Genomic DNA, 16,499 nt, shown 5'->3' with positions numbered 1-16,499 from the left:
ACTTCATCCACCAGGAACGCACTCTTCACCATCCGTTATGCACCAAAGCTCAAGCCAAACCTCTGCGGTTCGCTCCCAATGATAAGAAAAGTATAACGGAGCTTTTAACGCGATATCAATTTATGCCTCTAAAGCTGTCGTCAATTTTTGTTATTACTTAACGGTTCTGGATGTAATTTGCGTGAAAAGTTATTAAAACTTAAATTGAGAAAGTATAGATCTGTCACTTTTTAAACCTATTTTGATTTTTAAGGCGTGGTTTTATTTTACGCGCGGAAAAAACATTGGGGTCGTTTTTTGATAATCAATATAAGCCTGACCTCTTGATTTTATCGATCCCGCTTCAGTCATTGGACCCGTAATTTGAGTCATGATCAAATAGAGGGTTAAAGGCGAGATCAGACCAATAAATCCGATACTGTGTGTTAATCCAAACAGAGCAAATCCACACCAGACTAACCATTCAAAAAAATAATTCGGATGCCTGGAATAATGCCAAAGACCAAGAGTGCATACAGGTCCCGAGGGGGCATGTTTGTATTGTTGCAGTTGCAGATCCGCTATGCTTTCGCCAATTAACCCTGTAACCACTAATAAGATACCCAAATAATCAATAATACTAGGTGTATCTACAGCCGAAGCACCGCAAAAATACCATGGAATCGCAATGATCCCAATTAATAAACCCTGTATTTGGAAATTCAGGAAAAAACCCAAGGGCTTAGCTATTTTCCAATGATCGCTTAAATGGATGTAGCGTTTATCCACATGTCCTATTCTGATTCGTGTATACCAAAGATAGAACCCTAAACGTCCTCCCCACACTATGAGTAATGCTCCTAAAATAAGAGTACGTATCGAAACTGGATTAGCGAACAGATAAATGAGCCCGCTAAGAGTTAATCCTGAGGCCCAGCCAACATCAACTATAGAGGGATTTTTTAAATATCGATACAGGCACCATATCAGACACATGTGAATAAACAAAATACAATAAACAATGAGTATCAGTGCCATAAAGTTAACTCCCGGTTTATTTCATCATCGTTGCCACTGCAACACTTCCTTTCCCAGCATGAAGTCCTAAGGCAGTAGAAACAGACTCGATAAAAGCTGGAGGCTGACCTAATGCTTCGGTGGTTAATTGAGCGAATGATTTCGCTTTTTCGGAAACTCCGGCATGCACCAAACCATAGGATTCCAAGCTCTGGTGTTCACGGAGTGAATCTACATGACGGATCAGTTTGGTTAAGGCTTTGGTTTCACTAAAAGCTTTATCAAACAGTGCTGCTTTTCCAGAACTATCAAGGCGAATAATGGGTTTGATTTGTGCCAACTGAGCAATTCGACCACTTATCCTGCCAATTCTTCCGCTACGGATCAATGAGTCAAACCGTTCAACATAAACCACCATCTCAATTTTAGGTATTTTTAATATCAGTTCTTTTTTAATTTCTTCAAGGGGCAAACCTGCAGCTATCAATTGAGCAGCAAAATGTACCAGTAATCCTAACCCTCCGGAAGTCTGACAGGAATTCACCACATGCACATTATTTAAATGTTCTGTCACCTTGATTATTGCATCATGTGTGCCACTTAATCCTTGTGAAATAGGCAAAATAAGTACTTGCTCGTATTGATTTGATAAGTGCACAACTTGTTCTTCCAGTAGAGCTGGAGAAGGGAAGGATGTTTTAGGATAGGTTTTCAAATTGCTTAAATGATCATAGAACGTATCTTGATTGACACAAATTCTATCCAATAAATTATGTCCATCCAAATGCATGTTTAGTTGAATAATATGAATTTGATTCTCGTCCAATACGGATTGAGGGATGTCCGCACTGGAATCAGTCACTAAAGCAATAGGGTATTTACGCTGATGAATCATTTGAAACTGACGCAACATATCCTGTGCCTTTGCATGGGTTATAGTACCTGCATGAAAGAGCGATTCAAATACCGCTGCAGGTTGGGTGCAGTGGACGTGAAATCGGCATAGGCTAGCATTTCCACTGCTTACAACGCTGTCGCCAAATTGTTCCAGTTGATTTGCAATTGATGTTCTATCAATGGATTCCCCTGAGAGAGTAATTTCAGTACAATACCTTTGCTCTGGGGGACACCCTTTATCTGGCAATTCATGATTGGCTTTTAAACAGTCTTCATGATGATGATTATGAGTTATCGCACGAGGATTGATCAGATAATCAGAAAAACCATTGATAAAATGATAAAAACCTAAAGCTCCGGCATCTACAACATGCGCGTCTTTTAAAACAGGAAGCGTATTGGCGGTACTTTGCAGCGCTTGATTCACTTCAGATAAGGTATGTTTAATTAACTTTTTGAAGCAAATGAAATCCTGTGCTACTTTACTGATGCTGGCAGACCAGGCATCGATTACAGTAATAATGGTACCTTCTACTGGATGAAGAATGGCCGAACGGACACTTTGACTTGCTTGTGTAATTAATCTGGAGAACGTTATGGTATCTATTTGTTCGGAGGTCAATTCAATTTCGGTAAGTCCATTAAAAAATTGAGAAAATATCATTCCTGAATTACCGCGAGCGCCGATTAGAGCAGAGTCTGCCAGAGATTTGAGCGTTTCATTAAGTGTGGTTTGGGTAGTAGAGTGCGTGATGACAGACAATGCCGTTGCAGACATATTATCACCTGTATCGCCATCCGCTACTGGAAACAGATTAATAGCATTGAGATTCTCTCGATTAGAAATGATAGCGTCACATGCATTTAAAAATGCTGAATGAATGGTTTTTGCATCAAGATGATGAATTTCCATGGCTGCTATTTTTTAATTAATGGTCTATCTTATTAGAATACACACATAAGTTATTAATTTAAAAGAGTGATTTATTTAAAAGTTAAAGATAAATAGAAATTGGTCGAAATTTAAAACCAGTAAATAATAATTATAAACCAGGGGAAGAGCTATGAAAAAGTGGGGGCTCACGATAATAGTAGTGATGCTATTAAATCAAGTTGCTTTTGCAAATCAAAGTTGGAATGATTGGGTTGCGGGTGTTAGAGAGGAAGCCTTACAACAAGGGATTGCTCCTAATGTCTTTGACGAAGCTTTTTCTGGAATTAAAGAGCCCAGCCGGCAGATTAAAGGATTTATGCATTCACAACCGGAACATCGATTAACGTTTACAAAATACCTCAATACCCGAGCTGATAATTACAGAATTGCTATAGGTCGCAAGGAATATAAAAAAAATAAGGAAGTTTTGGACGAAGTAGCCAAACAATATGGAGTTAATCCCTGTTTTATCGTGTCGTTTTGGGGTATGGAAACAAGCTACGGTACTTATATGGGAAATTTCCCTGTTATCAAAGCATTGGCAACTTTAGCTTATGATTCCAAACGCAAAGACTTTTTCCGGAAAGAGCTGTTGTTGGCATTGCACATACTTAATGATGGCCACGTCAGTTTGGCTGATTTTAAAGGAGAATGGGCTGGAGCTTCTGGTCAACCACAATTCCTGCCATCCAGCTGGGTAAAATATGCGGTTGATTACGATGGTGATGGGCGAAAAGACATTTGGAGAAGCAAACCGGATGTATTTGCATCCATTGCAAATTATATGAAACAAAATGGATGGCAAACTGGCGAACCATGGGCAATACAGGTCAAGTTACCCGCTAAATTTGATATGAAACTGGAAGGGAAAACGATAATCAAACCGGTTAGTGAGTGGAATGCATTAGGCGTACGTACTGAAAATGGCCAGCCATTACCGTATCAAAATTTGCAAGCCAGTATCGTTCAACCTTTTGGCGGTCCTACATTTTTGGCGTTCCCCAACTATAAAATGATATTGCGTTATAACAATTCAATTTATTATGCGGGTGCCATAGGGTATATGGCAGACAAGATCTGTCAGGCTCAATAATTAATAAAGCTTAAAGCGTCAAAATGTTGTGGAAACAACCCGGGTACAGATGAATTCAAAGCCCGGGTTTTTTTGCTTAACAATAGCACCAGGAGCCGTCATCCTGAATATAATGAGGATCTCCTGAACGTTGAACTGTGCCTGCATTTGGAGATCCTTCACTGCGTTCAGGATGACGTTATAAACCAGGAAACCGTCTTCCCGAATGCAATAAGGGATCTTCTGAACGTTTTACTGTGCCTGTATTTGGGGATCCTTCACTGCGTTCAAGATGACGAAATTTCAAGTTTTAAGGATGGATAAAGTGAGCGAATATCTTGATAAAACAGCCAGCCTGACGCCAGCAGCGAGACGCATTATATGCAACAAGGCGACAGAATATCCGCATACGGGTATCTACAATACAGTAAATACTCAAGGCACGTACTTATGTCGACGTTGCGGGTTGGCTTTGTTTCGAGGAACCAGTCAATTCAGTTCAGGATGTGGTTGGCCAAGTTTTGACGATAATATAGTCCATGCAGTAAAACAGGTGCCTGATAGAGACGGCATGCGTACTGAAATATTATGTTCGCGTTGTGATGCTCATTTAGGTCACGTATTTACTGGGGAATCCTTCACTCATAAAAATCTTCGTCATTGTGTCAATTCAGCTTCTCTTGATTTTGTGAATGACCTACACGTCATGGATAGCGAGGAAGCCATAGTGGCTGGGGGTTGCTTTTGGGGTGTCGAACATTTTTTAAAGCAAATTCCTGGTGTATTAAAAGTAGAATCCGGTTATACCGGGGGCCATACCATGGATCCAGGCTATGATGAAGTCTGTCGGGGTAATACCGGACATTACGAAGCGGTACGCGTAGTTTATGATTCTGCGAAATCGGATTATTATCAAATTATTAAACGATTTTTTGAAATACATGACCCCACGCAAAGAACGGGTCAAGGACCCGATTTGGGTCAGCAATATCAGAGTGCTGTATTTTATTATAATTCAGAACAGCAACAGACAGCAGCGTCTTTGATTCAAACCTTACAAAACAAGGGATTTCAGGTTGCAACCAAATTACTGGAAGTGCAGCCTTTCTGGCCAGCGGAAGATTATCATCAGGATTATTATCTGAAACATCGCAAGACCCCATACTGCCATCAACCCGTGAATCGATTTGAAGACTGAGTACAATGGGAATAATTAAAAAATCCGCTGAACAGATAACTCTGTTCAGCGGATTTAATACAGTAATTAATGCGATTGATTAAAATTTATAAGACTGTATGGATATGAAGGTGCTGGATCAACTTCATACTGAGGCGGATATCCTTGATAATCCGTTGTTTGATCGCTTAAATCATAATCCGGAGCGGATGGTCTTATAGATGATGCATTTGCGGAAGGCATACTACCAAAGAACTGGAACGTGTCAGTATACACTCCATTTACATTTTGAGCTTTAGTAAACAATTGTTTCATTGCAAATTGCTGTTCTTTAAGCTGATTCTCAATTCTGCGAATAGTCTGTTCTGATTCTTCAATGCTCATTTTGAGACCTGGAATAGTGTTTGTTCGTAAATTATCCGCTTGTGTATCCTGTTTTGAGATCAGTGCTTCATGTTCACTAATGGTATTTGCGTTCTTGTTTATACGATCATCGGTGGCAGATTTTTGGAAGTGATACACTACAGCCACGGTTAAGGAAATTACAGTAGCTAAAGCCAGTGCTCCTGATATTACAAAAAACAGGGGACTTACCACAAGTGAACCAATTATTGCGGCGCTGATTAAGGTACTCGCTCCGCCAAACAGAGAGGCGTACAGTGCGTTGCTCCTCATAGTTCCAGCTGATTCACTATCCAATTTAAGTCTTCTATTGTCCTCTGCAAGATCCTTATTGGTCTGTTTTAATTGTGGGTTAGAGGTTACATAATGTTGTAGTGTTGCTGTACATTCACCCAAGCTTTTTTGCTGATGTTTCAGAGTATTTCTGGCCTCATCCAGGGATTTAATTATTGTTTGTTCTTGACCCATCATTTCAAGATAGCTTTTCATCATAACGGTGATTGATTTTAACGCTTCACGTTCATAATGACTTAATTTGAGATCAGTTCCGCCCTGAAGCGCTTCCTCAAGTTGAGAGACATACACTGAATAACTTGTCTCGACAGCGTTCTTTGTCAATTTAGTTCTTAATTGATCAAGTTCATCGATTTTAGCAGTAATTTTCTGGGTCAGTATTTCACGATTTTTAGAAGATAATTGCAACAAATTAGGATCTTCATTATTGCGCGCATTTTCTCTGGCAAGTCGCTCCTGAGTCCGAATATACCGTTGTTGTTCTCGTTTAGGAAGTTCAACATCCAATTGTTTTTTTATAAAGCTCAAACGGGATTCAGTCTGACTCTTCTCACCGTTAAGTGATCCTAAAAGATATCCTTCACGTGCTGAATCAGTGCTCTTTAAGCGAATGAGCTCTTTCAATCGTTGACTTTCGTCAACCAGTCTGTTTTCTTCGCGAAGAAGACTATCCAAGTTAATTTGATCTTGCATGCTGTATAAAACCGGATATAGATTAGGAACTTGTGGGCCATTATGGGTATGCACATGCACATTCGGTTGCGGAAATCCAGGATTAACCACATATCTGGTTTGAATTGCGTTTCGTTCCGCTCTTACACGTTCTATAGAGCGCTCAACCTGTTTAAGGTTTATTTGATATTCTGAAACTTGACTTTGAAGTTGAGAACTGAAGTTATTTTGTTGATAAATAGTGGTTTCAAGTTGAGTCAACTTACTTTGCAATGAAGATAATTCTTGACCGTAATTCGATCTCAGCAGGGTATCACTATTTTTTTCTTGTTCATCTGTTCTGGCTTCCTGAGCATCATTCGCTTTTTGAGAATCACAGGCTGCCTGGACAAGTTGCTCGATCACGTTCTGTTTATCAGCTGAGTAGTGTTGATTTAAGAATGAGTCAATTGCATTGGTTACTGTTAATAAGGGTTTTCGTTCCAGGAGATATTGGCGAAGGGTATGGTAACTGGATTCGCTGATGACTTCATTGGTCTGATATTTAACTACATCGTTGATAATGATTTCTGATAACGCCATGATTCGTGACTCCTCAGGTAAATAAATTATTAACTAACTGGTATGTCTTAAACACATTTGGAACTAAGTTGCGTTCATCTGCCAGGTCTATGTTTTATTGTCTGGCAAAATGGATTTACTGTATTCCAAATCTCAGCTGTAGGAATTAGTGTTCGCCTCCTGTTCTGTCTCATTTGTAACTTTATTGGGGCATTATGTCAGATGAATGTTAAGGAATTGTTAAGTGAATGTTACAAAAATGTAAAATAAGCGTTTTTTAAGAAAGATTTGAATGGATTGCTCCATTGATTTTAATAATGGGTCTTCGTTATTTTATTCAATTTATGCGCGTAGTGGTGATACTATTATGAATCAAATTTCAGGCTTGGACTCAGTTTTCTTATATTCTTCATCGCCAAGTTCTGCTTTACGCTTATTTTCTTGCAGTTGGATCTCGTTCAATTGTTGCTGCCAAAATTCTGCAGCATATACTTTTAATTGATTCACTTTACGCATTAACAGACCGAGATGAGTGGCCAGCATGGGGAGTTTTGATGGTCCAAATACAATTACTGCCACAATGAACGTTAATAACAGCTCACCACTGCTCATAAGGGTTTATCATCATTTTTCGTTTCAGTGGAGCTGTCATCGTTCATTGCTTTACGAAAATTCTTGATGGCTTCACCCAGATCAGAACCGATCGTTTTCAATTTAGATGTGCCAAATAATGCCACAATAATGCCCAATATTAACAATAATGATAAAGGACTGATGCCGCTTAATCCCATGTTAGCTCCTTATTTTACGATTTATGAAGACAAAAACTCCTGCAATTGCAGCCCCCGTTAAGGCAATCGGGGTAACCTGTTGATAGTCTATTAGATCCAGATAATTAATAACAGCCAGCGACAGGAATGAGATAAAGACTCCAATACCGATACTTTTCCATTGAATCAATGGCTCCTTGTTATGTGTATCAGCGTGGTTGAGATCTCTTTTTACCATTAACTCCGCCTTTTTCAACTCCAGGACATCGAAAATTAATTTGGGCATATGGGGTAGCTGCTCGGTAAAAAATGGCAGATTTTCCTTTAATTGATTGAAGAAGTTCTTAGGTCCAATTTGCTGGCGCAGCCATTTTTCCAGAAAGGGCTTTGCAGTTACCCACAAATCCAAATCAGGATAAAGTTGTCTCCCTAAACCTTCCACAGCCAATAAAGTTTTTTGCAGCAGTACTAACTGAGGCTGCACTTCCATATGAAACCGTCTTGCGACCTGGAACAGACGAAGAACAACCTGGGCGAAAGATATATCTTTTAAAGGCTTTTCAAATATAGGTTCACATACAGTACGAATAGCGCTTTCAAATTCTTCAACACGCGTGTCTCTCGAAACCCATCCTGATTCAACATGCAACTGAGCCACTTTTCGGTAGTCGCGATTAAAGAAAGCCAATAAATTTTCTGCCAGGTACCGCTTATCATTTTCATTTAAAGTACCAATGATTCCAAAATCAATACAGATGTATTGAGGATCCTGAGGATGCTTAGAGGAAACAAAAATATTTCCAGGGTGCATGTCCGCATGAAAAAAACAGTCGCGAAAGACCTGGGTAAAGAAAATTTCAACACCACGCTCAGCGAGTTTTTTGATATTAATCTGGTGATCATGCAGGCTGGCCACATCAGAGACCGGTATGCCATGAATTCGCTCCATGACCAGTACATTGTCCCGCGAATAATCCCAATAGATTTCGGGGATATACAATAATGGCGAGTTATTAAAATTACGACGTAATTGAGCAGCATTTGCTGCTTCTCGTAGTAAATCAAGCTCATCAAGTAAGGTATGCTCAAATTCTTTAACGATTTCTTTAGGTTTCAGTCGTTTACCTTCCGGCCAATACCGATCGGCCAGTCGGGCTATGGTATGCATGATACTGATATCTTGCTCAATAATTCGACGCATGTTCGGCCTGAGAATTTTGATAACAACGTCTTCGCCTGATTTCAGGGTTGCTGCATGAACCTGTGCCATAGAAGCCGATGCCAGAGCATTGGAATCAAACTGAGCAAAAATTTCGTAAGGAGATTTCCCATACGCTTGTTCGAGGATGGAAATCGCTATACTGCTGGCAAAAGGAGGAACCTTATCCTGTAATTTACTGAGCTCTTTAGCGATATCATCAGGAAGTATATCCGGACGGGTTGAAAGAGCCTGGCCAAATTTAATAAATATGGGACCCAATTCCTCTAACGTTTTCCGTAACGCTTGCCCTCGAGTCAGTTGATCTTTGCGGAACCAATTCCAAGGATTTAAATAAACAATAAAGCGTAAGGGCGCGAAAAGTCTTAAAGATACAACCACATTATCCAAGCCATTGCGGGCTAGAATAAAGTTGATATGAATGAGGCGTATTAATTGTTTCATTGAGTTCATGACAGCTCATCAGTTAATAATCGTGATGTTCTATTCCATTTTAAACGGTTTATAAAATGAAATCTGGGAATTTGTTTGAGGATCGCCATAAATAGAACCGCAATGGTACTAAGTAAAATCAGGCCAATCTGAATCAACCAGTTCATTCGATTAATGAGGTTCATCATCGTTCAACAATTGATTAACTTGGGCCTGCAATCTTTCAACATTTAAAGAGAGTTCATCTACATCATTATAAAAATCTTCAAGTTCGTTTCTTGAAGGGATAATACGTAATTCTTCCTGAAGAAATTCAGTTACATTGTGACGCATGGATTCACTGAATTGATTTTTAAACTCCATACCCTTACGTATAAAAGAACCAATCTGGTGAGCAACGACATCTCCCGTAAAATGAGCTAAATGCCCTTCCCAGTCGATATCCATCTCATCGAACAACGTTTTAACCTGTTGCCCAAACTCGATATCACCAGACATCCGAATTTTATCATTAAATAAAGAGCGTGCTTTAGATGGGGGCAATAAACTAAGACGAATTAAACCTATGGGATTACTGTGAATTACAGTATCCGCGTGCCCTTCGTACTGATCCAGCAACAGCATTTCCCCATCCATAAATTGAATAAAAAAATGGACATTTAATGGAGTGATAACCATTTCCAGCACTTTTCCATTCAGTGCCATAAGTTTTTCAGGCATGGCATCATCGAGGCTCATTGCCTGATTAATTGCTTTTTGTAGTGCTTTTAAGGAGTATTTTTTTAGCATATTCAACTCAATATTTAAAGGCAACGTGCAACGCAACTATGCCTCCACTTAGATTATGGTATTGGCAATCTTCAAAACCTGCTTTTTCAATCATCTCTTTTAAATCGTTCTGATTCGGGTGCATTCGGATGGATTCTGCAAGATATTGATAACTGGCTTCATCCTGGGCGAAGAATTTACCTACTTTAGGCAATATATTAAAAGAATACCAGTCATAAACTGGTTTTAACCCTGGAACAGTCGGAGTTGAAAACTCAAGTACCATAAGCTTGCCTCCGGGTTTACACACCCGGTACATGGAGCGGAGTGCTTCTTCTTTATCGGTAACATTACGCAGGCCAAAACCTATAGTGATGCAATGAAACGTATTATCAGCAAAAGGCAGACATTGAGCATTTCCTTGCACAAAATTAATGTTTTTAAATAGACCTTCATCAAGTAAACGGTCCCGACCTACATTAAGCATCGCCGAATTGATATCAGCAAGAATGACTTGACCACTGTCACCAACCTTCTTACATAACAAACGGGTTAAATCACCACTTCCCCCGGCCAAATCAAGAACTGTCTGTCCAGGTCGAACCTGGCTTAATTCTACAGTAAATCGTTTCCAGAGATGATGAATTCCAAGAGACATCAAGTCATTCATTAAATCGTAGTTTTTGGCTACTGAATGAAAAACTTCTGCAACTTTTTTTTCTTTTTCATCCCAGGCAACGGATTTGAAGCCAAAATGGGTGGATTTTTCCTGATTATTCATAAATAACCTGGTTAAATAGTAAAAAACTTATCTTAACTGATAATCATCAATATACCCAGACAATGCATTCAAATAATGCTGTTCATCAGGCGGCACATTATTTTTTTGAGAAAGCCATAAACACTCAGCCAATTGATCCATGATTAAATGTTCAACCGCTAGGACATCTTTGTACTTAGTGACCAAAGCATTATAAACGGCACTAATTCCATTGGGGCGATCAGTGCTGATTTGTTCTCTTACCGCCAAATGCAACCCCATATGAAGAAAAGGGTTGGTTTCACCTAGTTCAGGGTAATAAGCCTGCTCTTGAAATTTAGAACTTTGCTCAAGAATTTTATGGTACTCAGGATGAACCAATATCACCTGAACAATTTCATTTTCCAAAGGAGTCAGCAGTTGTTTCTGTTGGTATTTATTCCAACTGGTAAAAAACATCTGTCTGGTATCCTGAATTGTATCCCCGTATAACATACCGTACCAAATCAATTAAAAGACTGATTTTAACTGATTGAATTTATAACAACAATGGTGGACAGTAAATAGACCTCATTGCGGACTATAGAATTTCTCGGTTTGCAAATTATGCATGGTGTTATCGGTGTAATAAGGTGGCGTATGGCAACTTGCGCATTTTGCTTTATCCAATTAACTCATGCGTTTAACCTATTGTTGGTTGGGATAAATATTTTAATTGTTTTAAGCTCCCCTCATCCGCCTGTCGGCACCTTCTCCCTGAGGGCAAAGGCTATTCTGCCGAGATCTCAATAAGATTTGAAATTAAATTTAAGGCTAATTATAGATGCAATGAGGGGCCGTGAAGGTGGTGCTGAGTCTGCTTTGGAACGACACTAATCCCAAAGGAATTAATTTCTGTATTTTATGAGTTACAGTGCCACTAGCACTTTGTGTCTGGTTGTCTTATTCACTGCGTAGGGAGGCCATCGGTTCCAGTTTTGCCGCACGACGAGCTGGGTAAAAACCAAAGAATATTCCTGTTGCCGCAGAGACTAAAAAACCAGCTATAGGAGGGAGCAAATAGACTGAAAAAGACCAGTCACTAAAATAAGCCACTATGCGGGTAAAGATTAACCCTAATATCACACCAAGAACGCCCCCCAATAGAGAGAGCATCACGGACTCTGCCAGAAACAAAGCTTGAATCTCGCTGTTTTTTGCTCCTACTGCTTTTCTTATACCGATTTCTTTTTTTCGCTCACTTACAGAAACCAGCATCACATTCATCACACCAATACCGCCAACCAGCAAGGAGATACCGCCAATTACAGCAAGCAATAATGTGAATATGCGTCCCTGACTTTCCATACTGGCGATGATTTGTTTGGCACTACGTGGAAAAATGCTTAGTTTTGGAGCCATTGAACTGATAATATGTTTTATTTGATCAATAACCTCATCTATAGGGCTATCCGGTTTCAAAAGAACAACAGCATTATTTATTTTTGCATCTTTGCTCACCAGACTAATTCCTCCAATAGGAATTACTGCTGCCTGATTAATGTCTTCATTAAAAAATCCATTTTCCTTCCAATGACGTGCTATACCAATAATGGTATATAAAGACTGGCCTATGCGCAGCTGTTTCCCAATGGGGTCATCCATGCTGATTTCTTTAATTTGCTGTGCCAATCCATCACCAATGACGCAATAATGTTCAAAGGACTCAACAAAAGATACAAAATGACCTTGGGCTAAATCAACGTGAACAATCTCGGCCAAATGCTCATCGGCACCAATGACCACCCCCTGCATCAGTTTCCCTTGAAAACTAAGTTGTTGATAGGCCGTACTGTAGGGTGCGATTTTTACAATATAAGGAATTTGTTCCGCCAGTTTTTGCCATTGATCGACCGATAGGGAATCATCGCCACTGTGCGATTTACTTGGCATTTTTTGATAAACCGATACGGCTAATAAATCAGTCCCCAAAGCCTTGAATTGCTCCAAAGCTTTTTCAGTAGCCAACTGGCCGCAACTGATTAAAGCGACAACAGCAGCCGTACCAACCAAAATACCAAGAACCGCTAAAAAGGAGCGTAGTTTTGAAGCGGTTAAATTAACTAAAGCTTGCTGACAGTGGCTTAAGAAATTCATTGGCCTGACTCCGCCACGACTATGCCATCAGCCAAAGTAATTCTACGTCTGCATTGTGCAGCGACATGTTCATCATGCGTGACCATGATAATAGTGCGGCCTTCGGCATGCAGGGCTAAAAACAAATTCATAACTTCCGATCCGGTGCGTGAATCAAGAGCACCAGTTGGCTCATCAGCAAGGATCACTTGAGGTTCTGTAACCAAGGCTCTGGCGATCGCGATTCGTTGTTGTTGGCCACCAGATAACTGCATGGGTCGATGAGATGCAAATTGGGCCATCCCTACTTTTTCGAGTACCTGCATGACTTTTTCTTTAATTTCCGTTGCAGGCGAACCTCTATAAGTCAACGGTAAGGCAATATTTTGCATGGCCGTAAATCGAGGCAGCAAATTAAACTGCTGAAAAACAAAACCAATGCTTTGATTGCGAAACTCAGCAGATTCATCATCACTTAAACCCGCTACATTTCTGTTCTTTAAGATATAAGATCCTGAATCCGGTTTATCCAGCAAACCAATAATATTCATTAAGGTTGATTTTCCAGAACCGGAAGCTCCCACAATAGCAAGCAAGTCTCCCTGATGTACCGTCAAAGAAACTTCATTTAAAACGGTACTGCTAATCCCTTCAAGTTTATAGGTTTTTACCAAGTCCCTGAGCTGAATCAAGGGTTCATTAATCATAAACCACCACATCGCCTTCTTTGAGTCCAGACTCTATCACCACAGAATCCGCTTGAGCGGGGCCAGTAGTAATAACACGTTTCTCAATAGAGCCTTGCGCCAGCCTTAAATTGACTATACTGTTTCCCTTCTCACGTTTCACGGCAGCAATAGGAACCAGTAATTGATTGTCACTATCAACATTGAGTTCTATAGCGGCACTCATTCCAACTTTAATCCAGGGTTGTTGTTCCGGGGTCAGGGATTTCACTTCCACTACAGCAGTAAATGAAGGCAGCCCACCGCCACTTGTATTCGATGCTTGTGCATTGACTGCGACCAATGTCCCTTTCAATTGATGTTTACCAAATGCAACGCCACTAATCGTCGCATTCATTCCAGGACGGATCTTGTCGATATCTATTTCAGGAACGTCGATTTCAACGCTAATCCCGTTCAAATCACCAATCAAAGCAATGACCTGTCCTGATTTTACTGAAGAGCCTACTGTAACTCGTGCCGATTTATCTTCTCCGGATTTCGGCGGATAAAGCATAACTCCGTCACTGGGGGCTTTTAAACGAATAATATTATGGTTTGACGTTAATATTTTTCTTACTTTATCAAAATCAGCCAGACTTAAAGCAGAAAAATTCTGAGAATTATTCTCATCCATTTTTTCCAGTAACTCAGTCAGCTTTCGTGTCGCCTGCATCAAAGTAACCCGAGCGGTATCCACCCCGGATTTTTCACTTAAAAAATTATTTTTAGATAACAGGCCAGCATCCCATAATTCCTGGGTCCCGATAAATTTGGCCTTGGCAATGGAATAGCTGTCTTTAGCTTTAAGATAGTCAGTCAAGGTATCATTGTATTGCTTTTGCAATTCATTCGAGTTCAAAGTTAATACGACATCACCTTTCTTAACCATCTGACCGTAATGAAAGTTCATTGTTTCTACTACGGCTTCCATTGGGCTGGTTAATGTACTTTCGCGCAAAGGCTGAATGGTTCCAGTAAAATGCAAGGTTTTATGCAGAGGCTTAGGTTTTACAGTATATGTATTTAATGTGACTTGTTTGGGCTTATCATGACTGCCACACGCTGATAAAAAACCTGTCAGTACCAAACTAATTATAATTTTTACGTAATGATTCATCCGCCATACCTTAGTTTAATTTGCCAATAGTCCAGCGTAGTTCCTAAAGTCCTTTGCAGGGCTGATAACTGATTAAGATACGCAATCTTTGCACCGATTAAGCCTGATTGCGCTTGTATTAACTGATTCTGTGTATTATTCACATCCAATGCACTGGAAATGCCAGCCTGTTGCTTTTTCTTTTCCAAGGCATATGATTTTTCAGCCAGTTTTACCTGTTTTTTAGCTAATTCATAGCGTTTTGCCAAACTTTGAATGCTATTAATAATGTTCGTTATATTAGTAACCAAAGCTCGTTTGGCTGCTATCAAATTAATTCGGTCTTTTTCCAATTTTAATTTTGCGCTGATTAATTGACTTCGACGACCTATATCATGCAGCGGAACAGTAAGCGTTACGCGAGCCGACTCGGTAATATTATTACCGTTATAAATACCACGTACCCCTGTGTTTGTACCGGTGACATCATTCACTGTACCACTTTGAACATTACCTGATAAATCCAATTGCCATAATTGTTGATTTTTTGCAACCTTATAAGCTCGTTCATCGGCACGCAAGGCCATTTTGTGTGCCAAATATTGCACATTATGGTTCAGGGCAAGTTCAATGGACTGGTGCAAATCAGGAACCACGAGTTCTTTTAAAGTAACATCACTAGGTACTGACAAATGCATTTCAGGATCAAGGCCAATGGTTTGTAATAAATCCTGAGCTGCCGTTTTAAAATCATTTTCACCTTGTTCTACCAACAAACTCAAGGACTCAATCTGATAGGATTGCTGGATGTTTCCGGTGGGTTCCAATTGGCCGGCTTCAATTTTCTTTTCATTGATTTCGTATGATTTTTTTGCTTCTTTTAACTGTAACCGCTGATTTTGCAAATTATTCCCACTTAAAATAAGCGCGCGATAAGCGATGATTACCTGTGTGATTTGATCAACTACTGATTGTTGTAAACTGAGTTTATTGATCCACTCATTATCGATGGCATCCAAAAGTCCTGCTTCATTGGCAGATGGACCAAAACCACGTAATAATGGCTGGGTGACGGACAGGTTTAACACGGGGTTATAACTATTATTCACCCCCACATTATTATCTATAGCTAATGAACCCTTGGTACCTAACTTTGTTTTCAGACCCAATTCAGGACTGGCTAAGAACGTATTAGTAGTGGAAGTGCCAATGCCATCAAAAGTACTTTTCTGGATCATTCCCTGAGCGCCAAGCGCGTATTGCAATTCAAATTCATTATTTGCCAAACGTAATTGATAACGTTGAATAATGCGATCCAATTCAGCATTCTGGATATTGGGGTTATATCGTAAAGCCAACAAGATGGCTTCTCTAATAGTCAAGCGCACGATGTTTTTTTTCCGAGCAGCAGGGGACGTAGGTAACTCAATCCAGTTTTTTAGCATGAATTCAGGATTTTTTATTGCCTCTCGCAAGCGAGCTCCTGCAAGATCAACTCGTTTTGCTTCTGCAGAGGGAGCATCTACCCATTTAAATAGAGATTGCGATGCGCTCGGAGTGCTTTCTGACCAAGCCACAGAACCTGAAAGGATAAACAACAGGAAGA

At 39.9% G+C, this 16,499-nt stretch carries 15 protein-coding genes; 2 read left to right on the top strand and 13 right to left on the bottom strand.

Features of this window, described 5'->3' with window-relative positions; translation table 11 throughout:
* Positions 1–261 precede the first annotated feature (261 nt).
* Complete coding sequence (locus IZU94_RS17185) at positions 262–1,017, bottom strand: DUF1295 domain-containing protein (protein WP_203113660.1); 756 nt, start codon at positions 1,015–1,017, stop codon at positions 262–264.
* Positions 1,018–1,033: 16 nt separating this feature from the next.
* Entirely contained in the window at positions 1,034–2,806 is a 1,773-nt protein-coding gene (locus IZU94_RS17180) for a DegV family protein (protein WP_203113658.1), read from the bottom strand.
* Positions 2,807–2,957: 151 nt separating this feature from the next.
* On the opposite strand from IZU94_RS17180, the gene IZU94_RS17175 reads away from it, so the two are divergent.
* On the top strand, positions 2,958–3,920 hold the full coding sequence (locus tag IZU94_RS17175; RefSeq protein WP_203113656.1) for a lytic murein transglycosylase: 963 nt from the start codon (positions 2,958–2,960) through the stop codon (positions 3,918–3,920).
* A gap of 304 nt (positions 3,921–4,224) precedes the next feature.
* Positions 4,225–5,097 carry a bifunctional methionine sulfoxide reductase B/A protein gene (locus IZU94_RS17170; RefSeq protein WP_203113835.1) on the top strand — a complete coding sequence of 291 codons (873 nt, stop codon included), beginning with the start codon at positions 4,225–4,227 and terminating at the stop codon, positions 5,095–5,097.
* A gap of 66 nt (positions 5,098–5,163) precedes the next feature.
* Here the strand turns inward: IZU94_RS17170 and IZU94_RS17165 are convergent, their stop codons facing one another.
* The 11 genes from IZU94_RS17165 to IZU94_RS17115 all read right to left on the bottom strand — a co-directional run bounded on the left by IZU94_RS17165 (position 5,164) and on the right by IZU94_RS17115 (position 16,470).
* On the bottom strand, positions 5,164–7,026 hold the full coding sequence (locus tag IZU94_RS17165) for a type IV secretion protein Dot (RefSeq protein WP_203113654.1): 1,863 nt from the start codon (positions 7,024–7,026) through the stop codon (positions 5,164–5,166).
* Between the two features lie 351 nt (positions 7,027–7,377).
* Positions 7,378–7,617, bottom strand: coding sequence for a Sec-independent protein translocase subunit TatA/TatB (locus IZU94_RS17160; RefSeq protein ID WP_203113652.1), 240 nt, complete (start codon positions 7,615–7,617; stop codon positions 7,378–7,380).
* Positions 7,614–7,796, bottom strand: a complete 183-nt coding sequence (gene tatA, locus IZU94_RS17155; RefSeq protein WP_203113650.1) for a twin-arginine translocase TatA/TatE family subunit — start codon at positions 7,794–7,796, stop codon at positions 7,614–7,616. Before tatA ends, IZU94_RS17160 begins: the two co-directional genes overlap by 4 nt.
* A gap of 1 nt (position 7,797) precedes the next feature.
* Positions 7,798–9,447 (bottom strand): ubiquinone biosynthesis regulatory protein kinase UbiB, encoded by a 1,650-nt coding sequence (gene ubiB, locus IZU94_RS17150; RefSeq protein ID WP_203113647.1) that lies wholly within the window; start codon positions 9,445–9,447, stop codon positions 7,798–7,800.
* Positions 9,448–9,597: 150 nt separating this feature from the next.
* Positions 9,598–10,215: a ubiquinone biosynthesis accessory factor UbiJ gene (locus IZU94_RS17145; protein WP_203113644.1), complete on the bottom strand. Its 618-nt coding sequence runs from the start codon at positions 10,213–10,215 to the stop codon at positions 9,598–9,600.
* Positions 10,216–10,222: 7 nt separating this feature from the next.
* On the bottom strand, positions 10,223–10,975 hold the full coding sequence (ubiE, locus tag IZU94_RS17140; RefSeq protein WP_203113641.1) for a bifunctional demethylmenaquinone methyltransferase/2-methoxy-6-polyprenyl-1,4-benzoquinol methylase UbiE: 753 nt from the start codon (positions 10,973–10,975) through the stop codon (positions 10,223–10,225).
* A 27-nt stretch (positions 10,976–11,002) separates the two neighbouring features.
* Positions 11,003–11,449, bottom strand: a complete 447-nt coding sequence (locus tag IZU94_RS17135; RefSeq protein WP_203113638.1) for a DUF1841 family protein — start codon at positions 11,447–11,449, stop codon at positions 11,003–11,005.
* Positions 11,450–11,896: 447 nt separating this feature from the next.
* The gene (locus IZU94_RS17130) at positions 11,897–13,090 is read right to left on the bottom strand and encodes an ABC transporter permease (RefSeq protein ID WP_203113635.1); all 1,194 of its coding nucleotides are present in this window, start codon (positions 13,088–13,090) and stop codon (positions 11,897–11,899) included.
* Positions 13,087–13,776, bottom strand: a complete 690-nt coding sequence (locus tag IZU94_RS17125) for an ABC transporter ATP-binding protein (RefSeq protein WP_203113632.1) — start codon at positions 13,774–13,776, stop codon at positions 13,087–13,089. Before IZU94_RS17125 ends, IZU94_RS17130 begins: the two co-directional genes overlap by 4 nt.
* Complete coding sequence (locus IZU94_RS17120; RefSeq protein ID WP_203113629.1) at positions 13,769–14,914, bottom strand: efflux RND transporter periplasmic adaptor subunit; 1,146 nt, start codon at positions 14,912–14,914, stop codon at positions 13,769–13,771. The genes IZU94_RS17125 and IZU94_RS17120 overlap by 8 nt, the downstream gene beginning before the upstream one ends.
* Positions 14,911–16,470 carry a TolC family protein gene (locus tag IZU94_RS17115; protein WP_439649240.1) on the bottom strand — a complete coding sequence of 520 codons (1,560 nt, stop codon included), beginning with the start codon at positions 16,468–16,470 and terminating at the stop codon, positions 14,911–14,913. The genes IZU94_RS17120 and IZU94_RS17115 overlap by 4 nt, the downstream gene beginning before the upstream one ends.
* Positions 16,471–16,499: the final 29 nt, after the last annotated feature.

It is taken from the genome of Legionella bononiensis, from assembly GCF_016786215.1.
GTDB lineage: Bacteria > Pseudomonadota > Gammaproteobacteria > Legionellales > Legionellaceae > Legionella > Legionella bononiensis.
The sequence above is the reverse complement of the archived record's forward strand: the minus strand, read 5'-3'. Positions and strand labels throughout refer to the sequence as shown.

Bases quoted from the DNA above. Each gene is read 5' to 3' on its own strand.
- IZU94_RS17180 (WP_203113658.1), bottom strand. From the start codon at position 2,806: ATGGAAATTCATCATCTTGATGCAAAAACCATTCATTCAGCATTTTTA.
- IZU94_RS17175 (WP_203113656.1), top strand. From the start codon at position 2,958: ATGAAAAAGTGGGGGCTCACGATAATAGTAGTGATGCTATTAAATCAA.
- IZU94_RS17135 (WP_203113638.1), bottom strand. From the start codon at position 11,449: ATGTTATACGGGGATACAATTCAGGATACCAGACAGATGTTTTTTACC.
- tatA (WP_203113650.1), bottom strand. From the start codon at position 7,796: ATGGGATTAAGCGGCATCAGTCCTTTATCATTATTGTTAATATTGGGC.
- IZU94_RS17130 (WP_203113635.1), bottom strand. From the start codon at position 13,090: ATGAATTTCTTAAGCCACTGTCAGCAAGCTTTAGTTAATTTAACCGCT.
- IZU94_RS17160 (WP_203113652.1), bottom strand. From the start codon at position 7,617: ATGAGCAGTGGTGAGCTGTTATTAACGTTCATTGTGGCAGTAATTGTA.
- IZU94_RS17120 (WP_203113629.1), bottom strand. From the start codon at position 14,914: ATGAATCATTACGTAAAAATTATAATTAGTTTGGTACTGACAGGTTTT.
- IZU94_RS17185 (WP_203113660.1), bottom strand. From the start codon at position 1,017: ATGGCACTGATACTCATTGTTTATTGTATTTTGTTTATTCACATGTGT.
- IZU94_RS17145 (WP_203113644.1), bottom strand. From the start codon at position 10,215: ATGCTAAAAAAATACTCCTTAAAAGCACTACAAAAAGCAATTAATCAG.
- ubiB (WP_203113647.1), bottom strand. From the start codon at position 9,447: ATGAACTCAATGAAACAATTAATACGCCTCATTCATATCAACTTTATT.
- IZU94_RS17165 (WP_203113654.1), bottom strand. From the start codon at position 7,026: ATGGCGTTATCAGAAATCATTATCAACGATGTAGTTAAATATCAGACC.
- ubiE (WP_203113641.1), bottom strand. From the start codon at position 10,975: ATGAATAATCAGGAAAAATCCACCCATTTTGGCTTCAAATCCGTTGCC.
- IZU94_RS17125 (WP_203113632.1), bottom strand. From the start codon at position 13,776: ATGATTAATGAACCCTTGATTCAGCTCAGGGACTTGGTAAAAACCTAT.